We start from the raw sequence: 22,180 nt of genomic DNA on the forward strand, positions 1-22,180 counted from the left end.
TCCTTATAAACATGATTTTTATAAGGAAATCTGATACAATTCTTAAATAATATTATTATGTATAGATATAACGAACATAGTGCATAATTAAAGAAGGTGATTTCATTGAAATTAAATAAAAATTTACAATTATGTATATTAATCGGAACATTAATATGCTATTCAATCTATTTTATGTTTTTCTATCTGTTCCCTACTCATTTTTCAAATTCAGATGTACGCTTCGCTTCACTTGTCGTTGAAGCCATTACATTTGTATCACTGATTTACTCTATATATTCTAAAAAAGTCAGTTCAAATCCGTTTTGGATATGTATTACAATAGCAATTGGTAGTTTTTTATTAGGGAAAATAGTATATACATATCAAGATAGCTTCTTCGAAATTCCAATACATCGTTTTACGGTTTCTGATGTATTTTACATGTTTTTTCTATTTTTCTGTCTTATCGCTTTCTGCTATAAAATCTTAAAGGAATGCAATAAATGGGAAAAAGCGTTCTTTATTTGTGATATATGCATAGTGCTTACTTCCATATTTACATTAGAATGGTATTTATTTAATCAACCAAATTTAAATATATTCGCTCTTTCACTAGGAGATGTTTTCCTTTCATTTTTATACCCAATTGCAGATTTATTATTTCTACTGCTAGGTGTTAGTCTCTTTTTCCGTCCAACAATTTTTAATTCCAAACGGAAAATTTATATCTTTATTTTTGTATTAATAAGTTCTGCAACTTTTAACTATATTTATTTTTACTTAAATAACCACTTATCAACTGAAACGATAATATTATTACGTCTTTTATATAGAATACCTATATTACTTATTGCAATAGCTGGCTCTATTTCAGAAGATCATAATAGCCATAGAAATTATTTCCTTGTAAACCCTATAATAGGAAAAAAAGCTTTAGTTGTATTTCCCTATCTTGCTGTTGCAATACTAATCGGGTTTACATTAAAAGAACAAACATCATCTTCAACTCTCATTACAGGAAATTGTATTACTTTTATTTTCGTACTCATTCGTCATTCTATCGTACGTATGCAAAACAATTCCTTAACAAAACGTTTGCAGGCATTTAATGCCCAACTAGAAGAAAAAGTTACTTTACGGACTTCTGATTTAGTTCATAAATCAGAGGCTCTTTCTCAAAAACAGCAAAAGTTTAAATCATTATATGAATATCATCCTGACCCTATTTTCACCATTGATTTAAATGGAATATTCTTAAATGTAAATAAGGCTGGGAGTGTACTACTTGGAGCACCAACAGATGAGTTACTCGGTGAAACTTGTTTTTCGATTATTTTAGATGAAGATAAGCATAAGCTAGCATTGGCGTTAGAGAAAGTGAAACAACAAGAATCGGCATCCTTACAACTTAGTTCTCAATATAAAGATGGCTTTACTTATTTTTTATACGTTACAATCATTCCTATTATAATAGACGGACAAATTTCAGGAAGCTATATTATGGTGAAAGATATTACTGCACTAAAAAAACAGCAAGAAGAAATAAAATATTTAGCATTCCATGACACTGTAACGAAAATTGGTAACCGTGCCTTTTTCCATAAGAAATTAAAGAGAGTTATAAAAAATGCTGAAATAACAGAAAGCGAGTTTGCATTATTATATTTAGATTTAGATCGCTTTAAAGCAATTAACGATACACTTGGACATTCATCAGGAGACTACATATTAGAAGAAGTAGCAAAGCGCTTCCAATCATGTCTTCCATCACATACTCATCTTTCAAGAATCGGTGGCGATGAATTTACAATCATAATTGAAAACTATACTGACGAAGATTACTTATTCCAATTATGTAACCAATTATTTAAATGCATGAAAAAGTCATTTATCATACATGAGCATAAATTAACTTTATCACTGAGTATCGGCATCGCTATTTATCCACATTCCGGAATCGATACCGCTACACTTCTGAAAAACGCTAATGTTGCAATGTATGATGCAAAAGCAAAAGAACTTAACTCTGTATCTATTTATGACGATGTAATCGCTAAAAAAATTGAAAGACGATTGCGATTAGAAAAAGATTTACCAAACGCACTACAAAATGAAGAATTGTTCCTTTTGTATCAACCTCAAGTTGATAGTGAATCTAATAAAATTATCGGTGCAGAAGCTTTAATTAGGTGGAATCATCCTGAATTAGGTATTATTTCTCCATACGAGTTTATTCCGATTGCAGAAGAAACACTACAAATTATTTCAATAGGTAAATGGACATTAGAGCAGGCTTGTAAACAAATGAAACGTTGGCACGCACTCGGATATTCACATTTAAAAATAGGTGTAAATTTATCTGCTAAGGAATTTGAACAAGAGGATTTTGTAAAATCTATTTCTTCTACTCTAACAAATACAGGTTTACCAGCAAGCTCTCTTGATCTTGAATTAACAGAGCGAATTGCAATGATGGATGAGCGAGAAACATTGATAAAACTGCGTACACTAAAAAGTTTAGGGATTCACATTTCTATCGACGATTTTGGTACAGGTTATTCTTCGCTAGCCTACTTACCTTTGTATCCAATTGATACGTTAAAAATCCCGAGAGAATTTATTACAATGTCTGAAACATGTGATGATGGAATGGAAATTATTAAAACGATCATCACATTAGCAAATACATTAGGAATGTCTGTCATTGCTGAAGGTGTAGAAACGAAAGAGCACGTAAATTTCCTTCAAAAAAATAAATGTCAGTTTATTCAAGGTTATTATTACAGTAAACCTATTCATATTCATGCATTTACTGAGCTATTAGAAAACGGCATTCACCCATAGTACATAACTAATTAGAACAAATATAGCAAAAAGGAAAGAAGATACCTTCTTTCCTTTTGTTTTTCTATTTACATTTCTATTACTTCACCACTTCATTTATTATATCTATTATTTGATGAATTCCCTCATCATTTGTTTTCTTATATCCATTCATGTTTTGAATATATTTCTCCTTATTTGTATACAACTTATTTACTGCATGTATAAATGTATTCGTACTTACTCTGTCTTGGAGTATAACTTCAGCATATCCTTGCCGTGAAAAATATTCAGCATTTAAAACTTGATCTCCCCTACTGGAACTGTTAGTTAACGGGATAAGCAACATCGGTTTCTTCAAAAATAACAATTCAGAAATAGCAGTAGAACCCGCTCTGGAAACTACAACACTTGCCATATTTAGTATATGCGGCAACTCGTCGCCTATATATTCAAATTGCATATACCCCTCCATGCCAATAGATGGGTCTACCTTTCCTTTACCACATATATGAATAATATTAAAGTTTAATAGTATTGTATCTAAACATTCCCTTACCATATCATTTATCCACTTAGCACCTTGACTCCCACCCATAATTAATAATACTGGTTTATCTTGCTGAAATTCACAATATCTTCTTCCTCGTAATACGTTACCCTTCTCAATTTCTTCCCTTACAATTGGTCCTACATAAACCTTCTTCTCATTACTTACATTTTCTCCTGTCTGAGGAAATGTTGTGCATAGCTTTGTAGCAAAAGGTAATGCTATTTTATTGGCAAGCCCTAATGTGCTATCTGGTTCACGTATAATTATAGGCACACGATTTAACCATGCTCCTATAGCTACAGGAACTGAAACAAATCCTCCTGCTGAAAAGATAACGTCAGGCTTTGTTTTCTTAATTAAATTATAACTTTGTAAACAACCGCGTATAATTTTAAAAGGATCTTTAAAATTCTCCCAATCCCAATATCTCCTAAGCTTTCCCGTTGAAACACTATTGTATTTAACATTTTGCACTAATGATTTTTCAATTCCATTTTTGGATCCAATATACTCGACTCTCCAGCCTTTCTCTATAAATTTAGGAATTAATACAATATTAATCATAACGTGTCCGGCTGTACCGCCCCCAGTAAAAAGAATCGTTTTGCTCATAACTTATACCCACCTTTATTATTAAAAATCTAGCTTTCTCTTTACCTTTTAAATGTAAATAAACTTATTATTTTTTATATAAATCTTTAACTCCACCTCTATATCTTGTAAAAGATCGTTAATGAGTTCATAAAAATCATTTCCATACTCACTACACTCGTATTGAGCAAAGATTTGAATCACATATCTAGTCTCCGTCTCTAATGCTGACTTTATTCGATTAACCCTTTTTTCTTCTACATACGCTTGATATTTATGTATTGCCTCATAAATAAGCAATACATGCGCTTCTTCATCTCTCCAGTCCAGCGTATCAACAATTGAAAGAAATAGCGTATTTTGATTATCTATTACTTCATAACCATTCATATATTTCTTACACCCTTTTTTGTTTTTCATTGCACGCAGATGTCACTACACTTCGCATACTCAAGTACATCTTTTAATGATTGATGAAATTCAATTTCTGGGATCCAACCTAAATTTTTTATTTCCTCTGTTGCTAAACTCTCATTTGAGTCGCTCCCACTTTTCTCTGTTTCCTCTATAAAAAAATTTAGCTGTGTTAATTCTTTATATTGTTCTAGTACATCTAATAAAGATCGTTTTACTCCTGATCCGATATTATATTGTTTTCCATTTATTCCATCTCGTAATAACACATGATACGCTTTGACCGCATCACGTACATCTAGAAAATCTCTACTATCTTTCAAACTGTTTACTTCGATAATAGCCTTACTTCTACCTGATTCTATATCTATTATTTTCTTTGCGAGAATCGAACAAATACCATTCGATACCCCTGGACCAATTAAGTTTGAGGGCTTTGCAATGATAATATTTGAATCCATTAATCCTCCCCAAGCCTCTGCAATAATGACTTGCATCGTTTTACTTAAACTATATGGATTTGAAATTTTCATTTCGTTCATACTATCTGCTTGCAAAGCAGATCCTATAACTAATGTTCTACAATGCGAGGCTTCTTGCTTAATTGCTTCTAATAAATATAACGTTCCTATTACATTAATCTCTATATACTCAAGAGCAGCTGTCCAAGATTCTATAACCGAATTCCTTCCCGCTAAATGCAATACGTAGTCTGGCTTTATTTGTTTCATTACCTTCATTACTTCGCTCTTATTAGTTAAATTACACGTAATACCATTTCTAATTTTTTCTCTATGTGCACGATTTTGAAACATAGGAATTACATGAAAGCCCTGCTCTAAAAAATAGTGGCAAGCATGGCGGCCTGTGAAACCATTTGCACCAGTTATTAAAAGGCTCGCATTTTTTTTCATCGCAAAAACCCTCCTTTTAATAGCATTTGTTTCACCTCATGTTTTGCAAGTAAATCTTGTTGAGAACTAAAACTCTTCACATCCACTAGCGGATAGCTAGAATAATATTCTTGAAGTCCTTCGATAGGAATCGTCGGTAGTACCACAAAATAATTTTGATCAAAACTTATACTTGTTTTACTCTCTACCTCAGATAGAAGCATTTCACTTAATTTTTCACCCGGTCTTATCCCTACCTCTTTCACCTTAATATTTTCTTTTTTTGAATCTTCAATTAATATTTCCGCTAAATCTGTTATTTTACATGCCGGCATTTTCATAACAAAGATTTCCCCGCCTCTACCTTGAGATACGGCTTTAAATAACAATCCAACAGCATCTTCAACTGTTAAGAAAAATCTAGTCATATTCGCATCGGTAATCCCTACTTCTGAAGATCTTTTAATTTGTTGTTTAAAAAGCGGTACTACACTTCCACTCGTTCCTAAAACATTTCCACCACGAACACAAATGAATTTTGTTTTCTTCGTTTGTATATTCGCATGAACCATTAATTTTTCACCAATTGCTTTTGTCATCCCATACGTATTTGATGGATCAGCTGCTTTATCCGTTGAAACATATATAACTTTTTCAACTTGCATCTGTGTAGAGGCTTCAATTACATTTTGCGTACCATGTATGTTAGTTTTTATAGCTTCATAAGGATAATACTCACATACTGGAACGTGTTTTAAAGCTGCAAGATGGAATACATAATGTACACCTTGGCATGCATAGACTAGTTGATCTTTATCACGAATATCTCCAATAATAAATTTTAGCCTATGATCATTTATAAACTGTTGCTGCATTTCAAACTGAACCGTTTCATTTCTTGAAAAAACTCTAATTTCTTTCGGTGATTTTTCTAATAGTTGTTTTATAAGTTCATGCCCCCACGAACCTGTACCACCAGTAATTAAAATTATTTTATTTAACATTCCTTTTCCTCCTACGAAACATCTCAATTTAAATAATATTTATTGAATTATTTTCAATTGATTCAAATCATAATCGTCGTTTGTTACATTTAATTGACAAAATAAAAAAACAGAAACTATTAAACTTAGTTTCTGTTTTTCATTTCACCTCACAACAGTAAGATTTTCCATACTGTTTGCATGATAAATAAATTCCTTGTAAAAAAACACCGCTCATTTATTTCTTATACTCGTAATAAAATAAATAGAATGATTCATAGCCAATAATCATGTTTAAATTTATGAAAAAGGGAGGTAACGGAATGGACCGAAGCAATTCAAATCATACATATAACGGACCTTCCAAAGCACTGCCTCTCTCCCTATTCGACGTAAAAAATGAATTAAAACAAAAAAGCAAGCTTATTCCTTCTGACACCATGTATAAATTAACGAAAGAAGAACAACTCATCATCAACAAAATTAAAATACAAACAGAACAACTAAATAAAAATAATGTTACAAGAACACGCGCATACTACCAATTTTACATTCAATATCCAGAAATACATTGGGCACTGCTTGGACATATGGTATCACGTAACGGCGGTTGGAATATGACTGATTTAAAGGGGGATTTATATACGAGAATTTTATCAGAGAAAGATCAATTCATATTTTTTTCTTTTTTAGAAAAAGGGAATTGGCTTATTTTCCAAGATGTATACCCTCAATTTTTACTTTACGAACAAAGTGTAAAGAGATCACAAAAGTTATTTCACCTTCTCCCTCACCTAAATGTTTCTACATTTATGGAAACGATGTGGCACCATTTTTGGAAAACAGGTAACAAAAAAACTTTAGCGATTGCCACTATTATTAATGAACAAAACTACTTAGAAAAAAGAGTGATTCAAAATGTACAATTTAAAAAGACTGTACTAAATAGTATTGGATTTAAACTCTTTGATTTCTTTCAGTTTAATCATATTCTTTTCCCATTCTACGAAAATGATAAGAAACAAAAAGTATTACTATTTGGTGATACAATGAAACATTTCACTTCCTTACATGAACGGATATTAATTGGAAAAAGATTGTACTCATTATTATTTCGAGATACACATGTTTTATCTCAAATAATAAGCTGGGCTCAACACCATCCACATACAGGATCAAGGAAAGATTACTGGCCCCATTTATTTTCAAGTGTAAATGAATCTTTTTCCCGTGAGTTTTATAAGCGCCGAATAAAGAAATGCCAGTTACGAAATGGCGCTTATCGCATATACAGCCCTGCACTCATCTATGCATGGCGAGATATGAAGCATGAAGAAGTTGACAGTGAAGATTGGTTTACCGATTGGCAAGTTGTAAATTACTTAGTTGATAAGGAGGAAAATATAAATGGACAAATTACAGAAGACTACTGCAAAACACTCGAAAAAATTGAACTCGCCATTCTCGCAAAGAAAAATGTCCTCCTCCGAGAAGAAGAATGAGTTTCTAGCATTAGTAGTTACAATCTTTCTCTCTTCTATTATTGGAACTTGCTTAGATGCCTTTTTTGTTCATAAACAAATATATTCCTTTCCGGCTAGGCCCTTCTCATCCACATTTTCGGTTAATATAGCTTTTACATTGTTCGTACTGCCGATTTTAACAGTTATCTTTATACACATTTCAAAAAAATTATCTAAAGTTTCTAGAATTTTATTTATTATTTCAATCGGTATTTGTGCTAGCCTTTTTGAACAGATTGCTGAAAGTTTAGGTTTATTTGTACATAGCGCGAATTGGAACCATACATATTCTTTATTTGGTTATATGATTTTTCATTCTTTTATTTGGAACGTATATAATTGGATAAAAAAATAAAGAGACCATTATAGGTCCCTTCTTAAGCATACTCTTCCGTTATTGCTAATGGTGCCAATGTTTGAAGGCTTTTAGAGCGTAAACGATAGGCAACGACTTTCTTCTTATATTGCTTAATGACATCAACATGTTCTTCATAGCTATATAGCGAAAATCTAATCTCTTTATTCCCTTTCTTCGTATCAATGACTATGGGTGTCCCTTCTCCGTGCGGCGGGAAATAATGTTTATCTAAAAACAAAGCCTCATTAAATTCATGAATAACTTGTAGTTTCATTTCTCCCTCTATATTTTTTCCATCTATCGATATAGAAGTATTTTCCGCCTCAAGCTTTTGATGCAATTCAAATTTACTAATAATTGATTCCACAACAGAAGTGGGCATGCTAGAAACTAATACTTTAATAGCTCCAAAAACAAATAATGTAACTATAAACCATGTTGTCATTGTTATCATCTCCATTACATTTAAAAAATAAATTTCGTTCCATACGGTATTAGTATACTAATGAGTATTCCAGTTACAATCATCGTTACCGAACCGATTGTCGCCTCTTTCTCGCCTTCCTTCACGAGACGGCTCACACCGATAATATGTGATGCACAGCCCATTCCAACTCCTTTTCCAATCGTACTTGTTATACTGAAAAACTTAAGTACTGTTGGTCCGATAATAGCGCCTGTTATTCCTGCAACAACTACAAAACTAGAAGTCATAGATGGAATACCACCAATTTGATCCGCTAATGATAGGGCAATAGGCATCGTTGCTAACTGTGGTAAAGTAGTTAATATAAGTTCCTTATCTATATTTAAAATTCCGCCAATCACTACATTCATACTCGTTACAGCCACTATACCTATCACTACTCCAATAAGTATCGATAAAAAATTTTTCATAAGTATCTTTCGCTCTTTAAATAGAGGTATGGCTAATGCTACAATTGCAGGGCTCAATAAGCTTGAAAGAATGTCTCCTCCATTTTCCCTATACTCATGATGAGAAATACCAAAAATGAAAAATAAACAAATCATAATTGCCGTAACTGTTAACACCGGTAACGTAAATGCAAACGTAAATTTTTTATATAGCTTTGTCGCCAAGAAATAAATTGCTACAGTAATAATAATTAAGACCATTTGAATCGTGCACCTTGTCGATTTTATTTTTTTGTTGTTATTAATAATTGACTTATATACCCTGAAACAATCAAAGTTACTACAGTACTTGCAACTACTAAAAGGAATATAATACTCTCCTTACTGAAAAGAAAAGACCCGTATTCCATGAGCCCTGTTGTCGAAGGGATTAAAAATAACGGTAAAAATACGATTAACTTTTCCGCACCTAACTCAAACCATTTTAACGGTAAAACGCGAGTGGAAAGGAGCAGGAACAGTATTAACATCCCTATTAAACTTCCTGGCATTGATAGATGGAATACTCCTTGAATCCACGTACCCACTAGGCTAAATACATATAGCACGCCTACTTGAAGTAAAAGCGTCACGTACTTCATTTCTTTCCCTCATTTCACTATCACACATCCATATTATGAAATCTCATTTAGCGTGTCGGCAAACCGTTTAATTCCAAGTTGAATTTGTTCTATATTCGCTCTACCAAACGTAAATCGTATATATTCATTTTTCGAACCTAAAACACTGCCCGGAACAAATGCGACACCATTCTGTATAGATTCACCTAATAAGTGATATTCATCAAACTTTCCTTTCACTTTACACCATACATGTATTCCACCCTCTGGCACGAAACATTCAACTCGGTCTCCCAATGTTCCTTCAAGCTCTGCAATTAATACATCTCTTCTTTGCTTCAATTGTCCACGAAGTATCGTAATATGTTTATGGAAATCCTTTGATTCTAAAAATTGATTTGCTACCCACTGCGTAAATACACTATGGCCAAAATCAACTTGTTGCTTTGCATCTGCTAAACGCTCAATTACACGTGTAGGACCAATTATCCATCCAATACGTAATCCTGATGCAACAATTTTTGATAATGAACTTATATAAAGAACATTTCCATTTTGGTCCATTGATTTTAATGTCGGGTTCACTTCTCCATTAAAAGAGATTAAACTATACGGATCATCTTCTACAATTGGTATACCGAACTCAGAAGACAGTTCTAAAATTTTTTTACGTCTCGCTAATGAAAGCACAGTCCCCGTCGGATTCTGATAATCTGGATTCAAAAACACCATACGAATGCGATGCTTTTTGTGCAAATCGATTAAGTCATCTGGATTCATTCCATGCTCATCAACAGGTAAATGAAATATGTTCAAACCGGCCGATTTAAACATTGGAAGCGAAAAACAATACGAAGGATCTTCAATCGCGATCGCATCACCAGGTTTTAATAAACATTGAACGATAAGATTAAGCGCCTGTTGTGCTCCTGACGTAATAAGAATAGAGCTTGAATCTGCTTCAATTTGTTTATATTGCTGAACATGTGCTGCAATTGTTTTTCTCAACATCTCATTTCCAAGTGGATGATCATAACCGAGGTTTTCCATAAATGTTTTCTCCGACAAAATTGTTCGAAATCTATCACTTGGAATTAATTCTGGTGACAGTTCACCGCTTGCTAAATTAATTAAATCATCTTTTTGTGTTTCCGTTCGAATTTGTTGAACGAGTGGTACGTTAGGTAAGAACGATCCATCCTCCACGTACCTACCCCAGTTCGGTATTCGTTTATGTGAGACACCCCATATGTCTGTATTGACCCGTGTTCCGCTTCCCTTTTGCCGTTCTACTACTCCAAGTGATTTTAATTCTTCATACGCAGCTACTATTGTACTCCGGTTCACCTGTAATTCCTTTGCTAACATACGCTCAGAAGGTAACTTACTATCAGAAGGAAATTCACCTGAAGAAATGCCTCTTTCAATATAATCCGCAATTTGTTTATATACAGGTGTCTTATCTGCACGATTTGGTTTCCATTCCATCTAGTTTCCTCCTTTCAAAACGAACTATCCTCATTTTTTACTAACAGTATTCACCGTAAAAATAGTATTAATTAGTCACATTTTCTTATCCGTAAATGGATATATCCAAAATGGTTCTCTTTCTGATTACTCAATAGCTTCTGAAATTCCAACTTCATACTCTCATTTCAGTTCTTTTACAAACTATTAAATCATTACCGCGTACCATGTTACCCCGGCCAGTAGAACAAAAAGAAGAAGAATATAGATTGCAGATAAGTTTTTCACATTTCTTTTTGTAGACTTACCGTAATTCTCCTCCACGTTTCTTGCAACTAGTACAGTCCCAAATAGCGATACAATTACAATAATAACGACTAGTGAAATTGCAAAATTCATTGTCTTTTCACCTCTCTAAGACCCATCTATTTTAATTAAAGAACTTACATAAAAACCTTCCTCTTTAAAACGTTGATAACATACTACCTTTCTTCTCTTATCATAATAGATGTTTGCAAAAAGCGGACCAACCACTTTCATGTTTTTTTGCTCATCCACTTAAAAAATAAAAAGCAACTGATCACTTAGGACCAGTTGCTTTTTTCAAACGATAATTTTTCATTTAAAATTAATTCGATTTAAAAGTTTCGCCTTTTCATAATGAAACATCGACTGAGATAACTCAAAAATTGTTCCATTTACAAGATACACTGTATTTTCAATAAGAAGCGCCGGATCACCTTCATTTAATTCTAAAAGCTGTGCATTTTCTTTATTTACTTTTTCACAACTAATAACTTTATCAGCAAAACCAATATTTAATCGTAAATCTTCAATGAAATAACTGTATACAGAGCTTAATGCTATTTCTTCGTTCAAATATGGAATAATATCCTTTTTGAAATAACTTACTTCAATAGAGAATGGTTTAGCATCTACAATTCTTAAGCGCTTCAAAAAATACAACCTAGTTCCAGCTTCGCATTGCATCCGCTTTGCTATCTCTTCGTCCGCATCTATTACTTCCAGCTCTAACACTTTCGTTTCAATATTTTGTGAAACAAGATTTTTCGTTAATCCACGTAAACTTCCTAAATTAATGTAATCTGTTACAGAAGTTTCGCGTAAAAACATGCCACTACCTTGCACTTGAAAAATATAACCTCTATTCACAAGCTGACTAATTACTTTACGTATCGTATTACGGCTTACTTCAAATCGATTCATCAACGCTTCTTCTGTAGGTAGTTTTTTCGTTTCATTAAAAAGCCCATCTCGAATGTTTTGCTCTAACACATCTGCAATTTGTTTATACTTTGCACTCATACACTTTCTCCTAAAATACGCTTTTATCTGTTATAACTCTTCCCCTCTCGTTTCGATCACACGTTTATACCAATGAAACGAAAGTTTCTTCTTACGTTTTAAGTTATCATTATGATCGACAAAAATAAAGCCATATTGCTTTTTATATCCATTTAACCAACTTAAAAGATCAATCACTGACCATGCATAATAACCTTTTAAGTTAATTCCCTCTTCAATTGCACGCTTCATTACTTTTAAATGCGCTTCAATAAATTTAATTCTCGGAACATCTACAATTTCTCCGTCAATGATTGGATCTTCATCACCAAGTCCATTTTCCGTTACATACATCTTTATGTCACCGTAACGCGCTTTCAACATATGCAATCCCTCTAAGAAACCTTCGGGAGATATTTCCCATCCCCATTTTGTATATGTTTTATCATCCATTTTAACTGTTCGATAAAAACCATCAAAAGAAGGGTTACCTGGAGCAAGCGTTGAGTTTTCTCGAGAATGTTCCTCACTCTTTATATCCATATCGTATCTTTCTACTCGTATTGGTTGATAATAATTCAAGCCAATAAAATCATTTTCTTCTGCATTTTGTTTAATGATTTCTAATTCTTCAACCGTCCAATTAGGAGTCCATCCTTTTTCCTTTAATTGTTGTACAACATAAGACGGATACTCGCCTTTTAAAATTGGATCATAATACCAATACGTTTCATATTCATTCGCATGATTTGCTGCTTGTATATTTTCTTTTTGATCATCCACACTATAAGCTGGTAAGAAAACATGTGTAATCCCAATCTCACCATATTGTTTCAGCTGCTTGTACACCGCAACTGTTTTCGCGTGTGCATAAAATACATAATGAGTCGCTTGAAAATACTTTGGAACATCATTTTGTATTCCTGGTGGATGTGCACCTTTTAAATAACCTAATCCACAAAACATTACGGTCTCATTAAAAGTAATCCAATGCTTAACTCTGTCACCAAATGCCTTAAAACAAGTTTCTGCATATTTTACGAAAGCCTCTGCTGTTCTTTTATTCGTCCATCCACCATCTTTTTCTAACGGTAATGGTAAATCCCAATGATATAAAGTGACAAACGGCACAATCCCGTATTTTAAACATTCATCAATTAAGTTGTTATAAAATTCAATCCCTTTTTCATTTACCTTTCCATCTCCAGTCGGCAATATTCTCGCCCAAGAAATAGAAAAACGATACGATTCTAATCCCATCTCAGCCATTAAGCGAACATCTTCCTTATATCGATGATAATGATCAACAGCTACATCACCATTTGTTCCATTGTATGTTTTGCCAGGAATTTTTGAAAACTCGTCCCAATTCGTAACACCTTTTCCATCTTCATTCCATGCACCTTCTACTTGATAAGAAGCTGAAGCAGCTCCGAATAAAAAATCATGTGGAAACTTCATAGTATATACCTCCATTTCATTACAACAAATCAAATTCAATCATACATATAAAATTTATAGGTACAAATTTTATATGTATGATTATATCTTATGTTTTTATTTTTTTCTATTATAAAAGTACAATTTATATTGTTGGTTATTGGAAAAGAAATAAGAAGCGATATATTTTATCGCTTCTCACTCTCATCATCTTTATTCTTTTATTAATGACTTATTCGCTCTTATAACTTCTTGATACAATAATGGTGACCACTTTTCATTTATGTAGTCTTGAATTACCCAGCCTACTCTCGCAGGATTCTTTTGTTTTATATGGTTTGCAATTTCAGGATTTATATAAGAGGCATAGTAATATGGACTATTCCATGCTGTACCACCAGAAGACAAGCTTGTAAAATTTATATATAGATGATTTAAATCCTCGCTATTGTTCATCGTTTCATTCATTGTATCTTTAATAGATTTTACTTTCTCATCATAACTCACTTTATATTTATCTTGTACTGTTACATTTACATTTTGATTTACAGTTGTGGTAAACGTCTCATTATCTGGCCAATAAAAATTATTATATCCTCCAGATTCATTACTACCACTATATCTTTTTAGTAGTACAATTTTCCCACGAGCATCTCCAAGTTTTATATTTCCTTCTGTTTTTAAAAAGATAGGATCAACAAAATAATTTTTTTCAAACGTACTACTAAATGAATCTTCTGCCCCTTTCATATCCTCATACTCTTTTTTTAAAGACATAATAATCGTTTCACTCGGGTTATCTCTTAAAAATTGTTTCGCTTCGTTTATGAATTCATGCAGTGTTACATAAAGATATAATGGCCCATGATGAAGAACTATCGTATTATCATCTGTTAAACGTCCTCTTATATCAAAAATGCGAGCTCCATGGTCCATTTGATAGCGAAAATCATATTCTTGCGTCATTCCCCATACTTGCTTAATCGGATTTTGCAACTTGAACGTCCCACTATCGTGTGTTCCTGGAATTGAAATTCGTGCTAACGGGATATTATCAGGTATAGGTTGCATCCATTTCGACCAATTTTCAAGCTCATTAACAGAGCTAGCTGCAACTACTTGCTTATCATGTAAAGCAAATACAAATGTGATAAATATTGTACTACATATGAATAATTTCAAAATTAACTTCTTATTGCTCATTATTATCCCTCTCTTTTTCTGTTTTTATATCAAACTTATTGAATATAATATAAGCTAGTTCAGAAAAAATAAATAACATTTCATCAATATGAAATATTGCATAGAAGTAAAGTTAAAAAATCATTCACATATACTAAATTAGAAAAATTTAAAGGAACTTCATCTGAAGTTCCTTTTACTTATTTTATGTTCAATACGTATGAACCATCTGTATTCTCATATTTATAGACGTATAAATAATATTTACCTGGCTTTGCATTATAAGTTCCTTTAACTACATTGCCTTCATTTTCACCATATGCTACATAGTTATTTAAATCTGATTCATGATGAAGTACCCATGTCATTCCGATATTTTGTTCATTTAGTAGAGAAATATTAATATTTTCCGGCGAGTCAATTTGGAAAGTAAATACATCTACTCTATCACTATTATGTAGCATTCCTTTCACCGGTGTATGAAAGTTAACTTTATTTGCCTGTCTAGGCTCATTATTTGGTTCATTTTCTGTTACTTGTAATTCATTCCCACCGTTTGGTTTTCTTTGTTCATAGCCTAAGTTTAATAGTATAGACTTCAAATCTGGTAAAACACCAATTTTATCTGCATATGGATCTTTAGATTTTGTTCCTGTGCTCTGGTTGCTTAATATTGCTCTTAGTTCACTAGGTCTATATGGTTGTCCTAAATTTTCTTTAGCAATGCTTTGTACTAAAGTCGCTGCCCCAGCAATAATTGGCGAGGCACTAGATGTTCCGCTAAAGCTTGAAGTATATAGATTTACAGCACTTCTACTTTGTTCAGCTGTAGTTGTATCTACATTTTCTCCCCATCCGTACACATCAATACGGCTTCCATAATTCGAAAACCACATACGTTCATGAGGGAAAGATGAAGAGCCAGCGCCTACCATAATTGCACCCGAATCTTTAAAATCTTTACTATTACGCTTTAAGACTTGCTTACCTTTTCTATCTTTGAACTGGTCTAAATCATTCCACCCATTTGCTCCAGCCTCTATAATTACAATCCCTTTATCTGTACCAGCACGAATTGCATCAAAAATATCTGGTTGTACTTCAACAGGTAAATATTTATCACCATATCCATCAAAGGATGCTTGCGCCTCTAATAATAAAACATCCCCAGCTTCTAACTGATTTACAGCGCTTAATATTGCATCAGCCGTATTATACTGTCCGTTATCTCTTATTTGAGAGATAACCTTTGCTTTCGCTTTTGGCGCAATCCCAATATTCCCGACTTCATTGTCCTCAGAGGATACAATTCCTAGTACAGACGTCCCATGACCGACATGCTGATCTATATTTCTTCCAGACATTAATTCAATATTTTGATGTAATAAATCCTCATGATTTAATAGCCATCCGTATTCCATATCAACAAAAGTAATACCATTTCCATTACCGCCTTGAATTCCCCAGGCGAAAGGCGCATTAATACCGTATGGGGCTGCTTCAAGATAACCTTGTTTTTTAAATCTAGGATTGTTATTAGGATTAAGAGCTACACTTGATGATTGCACTTCAGGTGGCATTATTTTCTCTTGTTTCTTCATATACGCATCTTCTATTAAAGAAGATGCCTTTAACTTATCTACTATTTCTTCTTCATACCCACTATTTTGATTTTGAAGAATATAGTAGTTTAATAGACTTGTAGATACATGATTAGGTGCTTTCACTTCAAGGTTTTGTATTTGTTCCGGGCTTACAGATGTGAATAAACGAGTAAATGTTACATCTGGATATTCTGTCAAAAGATCTTTTATTATTTTATCATTCGTTTGAGATTGTATTTGTTTTTCAATACCATCTTCATATGGCAAATCCAAATCCGCTTTAAATTTTACAATGATTTGCTTATCTGTTTCTTGTTCTATCCCTAATTTACTCTGCTGTTCTATAGAATCAGCATATACACTATTGATAGTGCCTCCTGTTCCTAAAAGTGTTGTAATGATTACAGTTGACGCACACATTTTTTGAAATATTTTCATTACATCAATCCTCCTATTAATAATTATTAATCATTATATTAATCTATAATGATTAATTCTATAACGTATTCCCTTTCTACTAAATAGATTATAGTAATCAGAAATATGAACTTCAATGTATTTTCATATGCAATATTTCATATTCTGACTCTACACTAAACGAATATGAAACTTATAGTGATTATTTATTTTATATGTGCTAATATACTTACATTAATATATTACGCATATACACATTTAAAACTACATTACTTAATCGTTTCACCTTAATTTTTTCTTAGGAGGATTTACAATGAAATTACTAAAAATAAAACATATAATTCCTTTATCTGCGGCCGCAATTACATTCGTATGTAGTCAAAGTACAGCTGAAGCTTCTACCATTCATACAGTAAAAAAGAACGATACACTTTGGGGCATTAGTAAACAATACGGAGTTTCAATACAATCCATTAAACAGGCTAATAATAAAGGAAACGATAAAACCTTTATTGGCGAACAGTTACATATTCCAGGGTCCGTGAAATCAAATGAAATCACTGTTCCTCAAAATGCCAAGCCTGCGAACATTTCTGAACAAATTATTTATCAAGTACAACCGGGAGATTCATTAGAAACGATAGCAAAGCGTTACAATGTCACTGTCCAATCTATAAAACAAATGAACAATACAGTCGGAAACAAGCTTTATACAGGACAACATTTAAAAATCAACTCAAGTATTTCACAAAAAGAAAAAGACTTAATGGCACGCTTAGTTACCGCTGAAGCAGGTGGCGAATCCTATAAAGGAAAAGTAGCAGTAGCCAAAGTTATACTAAATCGTGTAAATGCAAAAGGTTTTCCAAATACAATAACAGGCGTTATTTATGAACCTATTAAATACGGATATGCATTTACTCCTGTTACAGATGGAAGAATTAATCAACCTGCAAGTGCAGAAGCAAAAATGGCTGTAGAAGAGGCTATCTCCACAAATGGAGTAGATTCAGACTGGATTTATTTCTACAATCCAAAAACATCAACGGACAAGTGGATTACGACACGTCAAACAGTAGCAGTAATTGGTAATCATGTGTTTGCTAAATAAGATTTAAAATCATTAACAGACCTCTTCACTTAAAAGGTCTGTTTTTTTCTATGTAAGATGTTATTAATCATATGACATAGTTATTTTTTAAACTGTTTCTTCTTTCAAATAAAAATTTTTGTATTTACTCCACCACTCGTAGAAATTAATAAAGCATCAAGTTCAAAAACTCCCACTTTATTAATAAAAGCTATTTCTTAACTTCATAAAATTGTTATACACTAGAAAAATAAAAAACAAACTATTCGTTAGCAGGTGGAAGAATATGTATGATGTTACGATTATCGGCGCTGGAGTAAGTAGCATTTTTATGGCTTATTCACTAGCTAAAAGTAACAAAAAAGTTTTAATTCTTGATAAAGGTAAAGCGCTAGAAGATCGCCATTGTCCTTTAGACGAAGGAAAAGTGTGTAATTGTACTACATGTGATAAATATTTCGGGTTTGGTGGTTTAGGCAAATCTGAAGGGAAATTTAATTATACAAACGGATTTGGCGGAGAACTTGAGAAAAAAGTCGGTAAAGAGGTTTTTTTACAACTCATGGCTGAAGTAGATGAAATTCTATGTCAGTTTGGTGGAAGTTCGGTTTCAAAATATTCTACTGAAAATTCAAGTCTCACTAAGAGAGCTGAAGCGTGTGGTTTACAAATGCTAACAACAGAAGTAAGACATCTTGGTACTACACTTTCCAGTAACATTTTTCAGCAGCTCTATGAATTTTTACTGACGAAAATAAAGATCCAATTTCATATAGATGTACAACATATTCTGAAACAGGAAGATCATTTTACAATAGATACAAATCAAGGAACAGTTCAAACTAAGCAACTAGTATTTGCAACTGGGCGCTCTGGGGCCGATTGGTTAAAAGAAATGTGCAGTTCCCTAAATATTTCTCAGGAGCAAACACGTGTAGATTTAGGAATTAGAGTAGAAATGAAAGAACATCAATTACGTTCTATATTAAAAGATACTTTTGAAACAAAACTTTCTTATCAAGGTGAGCATTTCACAGCAACTACTTACTGTATGAATCCAAAAGGACGCATCATTCGAAAGTACGAAGAAGGTTTAGTTATGCCTGACGGTCAAAATTTTCGAGAGCAAGGAACTGGCACTTCTAATTTAAATTTCACTTTATTTATTCCTAGCTATTTTCCAACTCTCAAAGAAGCAAATGTATACGCAGGTTCAATTATTAAAGGCATTAACCAAGGACGAGATCGGATTGTTATACAGCGCTTAGAGGACTTACTAAAGAAACAACCTACGGCGGAAAACAGCATGGAACATAGCCGTATACAGCCTACACTACAGGGGGATTATGGAGATTTGAATCAAGAAATTCCTCAATTATATATTGAAGGGCTCAAAGAATTTTTATTACGTTTAGAACAATTTATACAAGAACCTATTGATCAACATACTTTACTATATGGAATTGATGGAAAGTTCTATGCTCCTACGATAAAAATTAATAATCATTTTGAAACTAGTATACATGGGCTATTTTTAATTGGAGATTGTTCAGGCGTTACGCATTCATTATCTCAAGCAGCTGCAAGTGGTCTGTATGTTGGAAAGTACTTATCTGACATTTAATTTCTATCATTAAAATGTCAGTCAAATATTTTCAATTTCAAAACACTTTACTTACATATAGTAAAATTATATTAATAAACCCCCTATCCTTCCCTGCTAATAATTAACCGACAAAAAATCGGGATTTTACAAAATACATATGTAATATAACTGTATATTTAAAACGATTGACATTCAATTCTAATAAATTGAATGTCAACAGTTTTAAAAGTCTCTATCCATTTTCACTTTTATTTGTTCGATATTTTGTAACATCATCATAGTGTTTAATATGGTAGGATGTCTATAAGTCAATTTCACTACAACTATGACTTGTTCTGCCCGTTTCTCAAAAAGAGTTATATTTATGCTACTACGCTTTAAAAATCCCTATTATATATATATGAATACTTCAAATTATTCCCTTTAGAAAACAAAGTCTAAATGGTTCATTACACTCTAATAGTTATAAAAATATAATATATAACTTTAGTTAAATAAATTATATAAAGAAGGTGTAAAAATGAAGAACAAAATAAATTTACAAATGCAAAATATAAGTTTTGTTATAATAATGGCTTTAGCGGTATGGTTAAAAACATATCTTATTACGCGATTCAGTTTTGATTTAAAAATCGAGTCTTCAACGCAAGAGCTCATTTTGTTTATTAGCCCTCTAGCCGCATCATTAGCATTTGTTGGATTAGCATTATTTGCAACTGGTGAAAAGCGAAATTATATAGCGCTCTGTATTAATTTCTTATTAACAATCGTGCTTGTTGGAAATGTAATGTTCTATGATTTTTATAGTGATTTCGTTACATTACCAGTACTTGGACAAACCTCAAACTTCGGCCAATTAGGCGGCAGTATTATAGAAATATTAAACTACAAAATTATACTCGCATTCGTAGACATTGTTTTCTTCTTTATTTTATTAAAAAAGAAATCATTGGTCTTTAAAACAGAACGTGTAACTCATTCTACGCGCTTGTTATACTTTCTTTTAACGATTGGTGTATTCTTTGCGAATCTACATCTTGCAGAAAAAGAGCGCCCTGAATTATTAACAAGATCATTCGACCGAGTCATGCTTGTCAAAAATTTAGGCTTATATACTCACCAAGTATATGACTTAACACTGCAAGTAAAAGCTGGGTCACAAAAAGCACTTGCTGATAGTAGTAAATTACAAGAAACTGAAAACTACGTAAAAGCAAATCAAAGCGAGCCAAACCCTAATATGTTTGGTGCAGCGAAAGGAAAAAACGTAATTGTCGTCACTCTTGAATCCTTGCAGACCTTCTTAATAGGCGCATCAGTGAACGGGCAAAAAGTTACACCATTCCTAAATGAATTCATAAATGAAAGTTATTACTTTGATAACTTTTTCCATCAAACTGGTCAAGGGAAAACATCTGATTCTGAATTTCTAATCGATACGTCGTTGTATCCATTAAATCGAGGAGCTGTATTCTTTACACACGGTAACAATGATTATACTGCAACTCCAGAAATTTTACGTCAGCAAGGTTATTTCACTTCTGTATTTCATGCGAATAACGCAACATTTTGGAATCGTAATATCATGTACTCTGCTCTTGGTTATGATCGTTACTATAATGAGCTTGATTACAAAATTACACCAGAAACAAATTTAAATTGGGGATTAAAAGATATCGAATACTTTGATCAATCAGTAGATATATTAAAAACTGTTAATCAACCATTCTATGCTCGTTTCCTTACTTTAACAAACCATTATCCATTTACGTATGATGAAGATACAAAATTCATTGAACCATACAACTCTGGTAATGGCGTATTTGATCGTTACATCGTAACAGCACGTTACTTAGACGAATCAATTAAAAAATTTATTGAACGTCTAAAGGCCGAGGGGCTTTACGATGATTCTATTATTGTGTTATACGGTGATCATTATGGTATTTCCGAAAAACATAATCGTGCAATGGCACAGTTTTTAGAAAAAGATCAAATAACAGAATTTGATACTTTAAATTTACAACGTACACCTTTATATATTCATATTCCTGGACAAACAGAAGGTCAAACTATTTCAAAGCCTACTGGACAAATCGATATGAAACCTACTATTCTAAATTTATTAGGTGTTGATTCTACGAATGATATTCGTTTTGGCCATGATATGTTTTCAGATGAATATACTGGCTTTGTTGTTTTACGTGATGGTAGCTTCGTTACAGATAAGTATGCATACAAAAACAACACTTTCTACGACCGTATAACAGGTGAAATTGTAGATTTACCAAAAAAAGAAGCTCAAGCCCTCATTAAACGTGCCCAAAATGAATTACGAATGTCTGACAAAATTATTGAAGGCGATTTATTACGCTTCTCAGAAAGTAATAAAATTAAAACTGGCGAAGTACAAACTAAAATTAAAGAAACAGAAAAATAATCTATATATGAAA

Annotated in this window: 19 protein-coding genes; 6 read left to right on the forward strand and 13 right to left on the reverse strand. The window is 32.6% G+C overall.

The window, feature by feature from the left end:
- Nucleotides 1-105: 105 nt before the first annotated feature.
- Nucleotides 106-2,826 (forward strand): sensor domain-containing protein, encoded by a 2,721-nt coding sequence (locus tag GD442_RS17745; protein ID WP_000773561.1) that lies wholly within the window; start codon nt 106-108, stop codon nt 2,824-2,826.
- Between the two features lie 79 nt (nt 2,827-2,905).
- Here the strand turns inward: GD442_RS17745 and GD442_RS17750 are convergent, their stop codons facing one another.
- From GD442_RS17750 to GD442_RS17765, 4 genes are read right to left on the reverse strand one after another with little or no spacing between them, the layout of a single operon-like run.
- The gene (locus tag GD442_RS17750; RefSeq protein ID WP_000047562.1) at nt 2,906-3,970 is read right to left on the reverse strand and encodes an undecaprenyldiphospho-muramoylpentapeptide beta-N-acetylglucosaminyltransferase; all 1,065 of its coding nucleotides are present in this window, start codon (nt 3,968-3,970) and stop codon (nt 2,906-2,908) included.
- 48 nt (nt 3,971-4,018) lie between these two features.
- The gene (locus tag GD442_RS17755) at nt 4,019-4,369 is read right to left on the reverse strand and encodes a DUF6572 domain-containing protein (RefSeq protein WP_002164458.1); all 351 of its coding nucleotides are present in this window, start codon (nt 4,367-4,369) and stop codon (nt 4,019-4,021) included.
- Nucleotides 4,366-5,277, reverse strand: a complete 912-nt coding sequence (locus GD442_RS17760) for an SDR family oxidoreductase (RefSeq protein ID WP_000739078.1) — start codon at nt 5,275-5,277, stop codon at nt 4,366-4,368. Before GD442_RS17760 ends, GD442_RS17755 begins: the two co-directional genes overlap by 4 nt.
- On the reverse strand, nt 5,274-6,260 hold the full coding sequence (locus GD442_RS17765; RefSeq protein WP_000932613.1) for a UDP-N-acetylglucosamine 4,6-dehydratase family protein: 987 nt from the start codon (nt 6,258-6,260) through the stop codon (nt 5,274-5,276). The genes GD442_RS17760 and GD442_RS17765 overlap by 4 nt, the downstream gene beginning before the upstream one ends.
- A 302-nt stretch (nt 6,261-6,562) precedes the next feature.
- Here GD442_RS17765 and GD442_RS17770 point away from each other — a divergent pair, with 302 nt between their 5' ends.
- Together GD442_RS17770 and GD442_RS17775 are read left to right on the forward strand one after the other, a co-directional pair.
- Nucleotides 6,563-7,741, forward strand: a complete 1,179-nt coding sequence (locus GD442_RS17770; RefSeq protein WP_000376159.1) for a DUF2515 domain-containing protein — start codon at nt 6,563-6,565, stop codon at nt 7,739-7,741.
- Nucleotides 7,716-8,117 carry a CBO0543 family protein gene (locus GD442_RS17775; RefSeq protein ID WP_033683151.1) on the forward strand — a complete coding sequence of 134 codons (402 nt, stop codon included), beginning with the start codon at nt 7,716-7,718 and terminating at the stop codon, nt 8,115-8,117. The genes GD442_RS17770 and GD442_RS17775 overlap by 26 nt, the downstream gene beginning before the upstream one ends.
- A gap of 22 nt (nt 8,118-8,139) precedes the next feature.
- Here the strand turns inward: GD442_RS17775 and GD442_RS17780 are convergent, their stop codons facing one another.
- The 9 genes from GD442_RS17780 to GD442_RS17820 form a co-directional block, all read right to left on the reverse strand.
- Entirely contained in the window at nt 8,140-8,565 is a 426-nt protein-coding gene (locus tag GD442_RS17780; RefSeq protein WP_000214634.1) for a YfmQ family protein, read from the reverse strand.
- Nucleotides 8,566-8,585: 20 nt separating this feature from the next.
- A complete protein-coding gene (locus GD442_RS17785) occupies nt 8,586-9,257 on the reverse strand; it encodes an LrgB family protein (RefSeq protein WP_000242939.1) in 672 nt (223 codons plus the stop codon).
- A 23-nt stretch (nt 9,258-9,280) separates the two neighbouring features.
- Entirely contained in the window at nt 9,281-9,637 is a 357-nt protein-coding gene (locus GD442_RS17790; RefSeq protein ID WP_000878488.1) for a CidA/LrgA family holin-like protein, read from the reverse strand.
- A gap of 33 nt (nt 9,638-9,670) precedes the next feature.
- Nucleotides 9,671-11,104 (reverse strand): MocR-like pyridoxine biosynthesis transcription factor PdxR, encoded by a 1,434-nt coding sequence (gene pdxR / locus GD442_RS17795; protein WP_000454965.1) that lies wholly within the window; start codon nt 11,102-11,104, stop codon nt 9,671-9,673.
- Between the two features lie 186 nt (nt 11,105-11,290).
- On the reverse strand, nt 11,291-11,482 hold the full coding sequence (locus GD442_RS17800) for a hypothetical protein (protein ID WP_001008261.1): 192 nt from the start codon (nt 11,480-11,482) through the stop codon (nt 11,291-11,293).
- 219 nt (nt 11,483-11,701) lie between these two features.
- Nucleotides 11,702-12,409 carry a GntR family transcriptional regulator gene (locus tag GD442_RS17805; protein ID WP_001274912.1) on the reverse strand — a complete coding sequence of 236 codons (708 nt, stop codon included), beginning with the start codon at nt 12,407-12,409 and terminating at the stop codon, nt 11,702-11,704.
- Between the two features lie 30 nt (nt 12,410-12,439).
- A complete protein-coding gene (locus GD442_RS17810) occupies nt 12,440-13,849 on the reverse strand; it encodes a glycoside hydrolase family 1 protein (RefSeq protein WP_000671628.1) in 1,410 nt (469 codons plus the stop codon).
- A gap of 192 nt (nt 13,850-14,041) precedes the next feature.
- Nucleotides 14,042-15,031, reverse strand: coding sequence for a phosphatidylinositol diacylglycerol-lyase (gene plcA, locus GD442_RS17815; protein WP_000066288.1), 990 nt, complete (start codon nt 15,029-15,031; stop codon nt 14,042-14,044).
- Nucleotides 15,032-15,210: 179 nt separating this feature from the next.
- Complete coding sequence (locus GD442_RS17820; protein ID WP_086407673.1) at nt 15,211-17,052, reverse strand: S8 family peptidase; 1,842 nt, start codon at nt 17,050-17,052, stop codon at nt 15,211-15,213.
- 292 nt (nt 17,053-17,344) lie between these two features.
- Between GD442_RS17820 and GD442_RS17825 the strand changes: the two genes are divergently transcribed.
- The 3 genes from GD442_RS17825 (at nt 17,345) to GD442_RS17835 (ending at nt 22,167) form a co-directional block, all read left to right on the forward strand.
- Nucleotides 17,345-18,142 (forward strand): cell wall hydrolase, encoded by a 798-nt coding sequence (locus GD442_RS17825; protein ID WP_000771005.1) that lies wholly within the window; start codon nt 17,345-17,347, stop codon nt 18,140-18,142.
- 265 nt (nt 18,143-18,407) lie between these two features.
- Nucleotides 18,408-19,745, forward strand: coding sequence for an NAD(P)/FAD-dependent oxidoreductase (locus tag GD442_RS17830; protein ID WP_000272406.1), 1,338 nt, complete (start codon nt 18,408-18,410; stop codon nt 19,743-19,745).
- A 502-nt stretch (nt 19,746-20,247) separates the two neighbouring features.
- A complete protein-coding gene (locus tag GD442_RS17835) occupies nt 20,248-22,167 on the forward strand; it encodes an LTA synthase family protein (RefSeq protein WP_086407674.1) in 1,920 nt (639 codons plus the stop codon).
- Nucleotides 22,168-22,180 lie beyond the last annotated feature (13 nt).

This window comes from Bacillus sp. A260 (assembly GCF_009861435.1).
GTDB classification, from domain to species: Bacteria; Bacillota; Bacilli; order Bacillales; family Bacillaceae_G; genus Bacillus_A; species Bacillus_A cereus.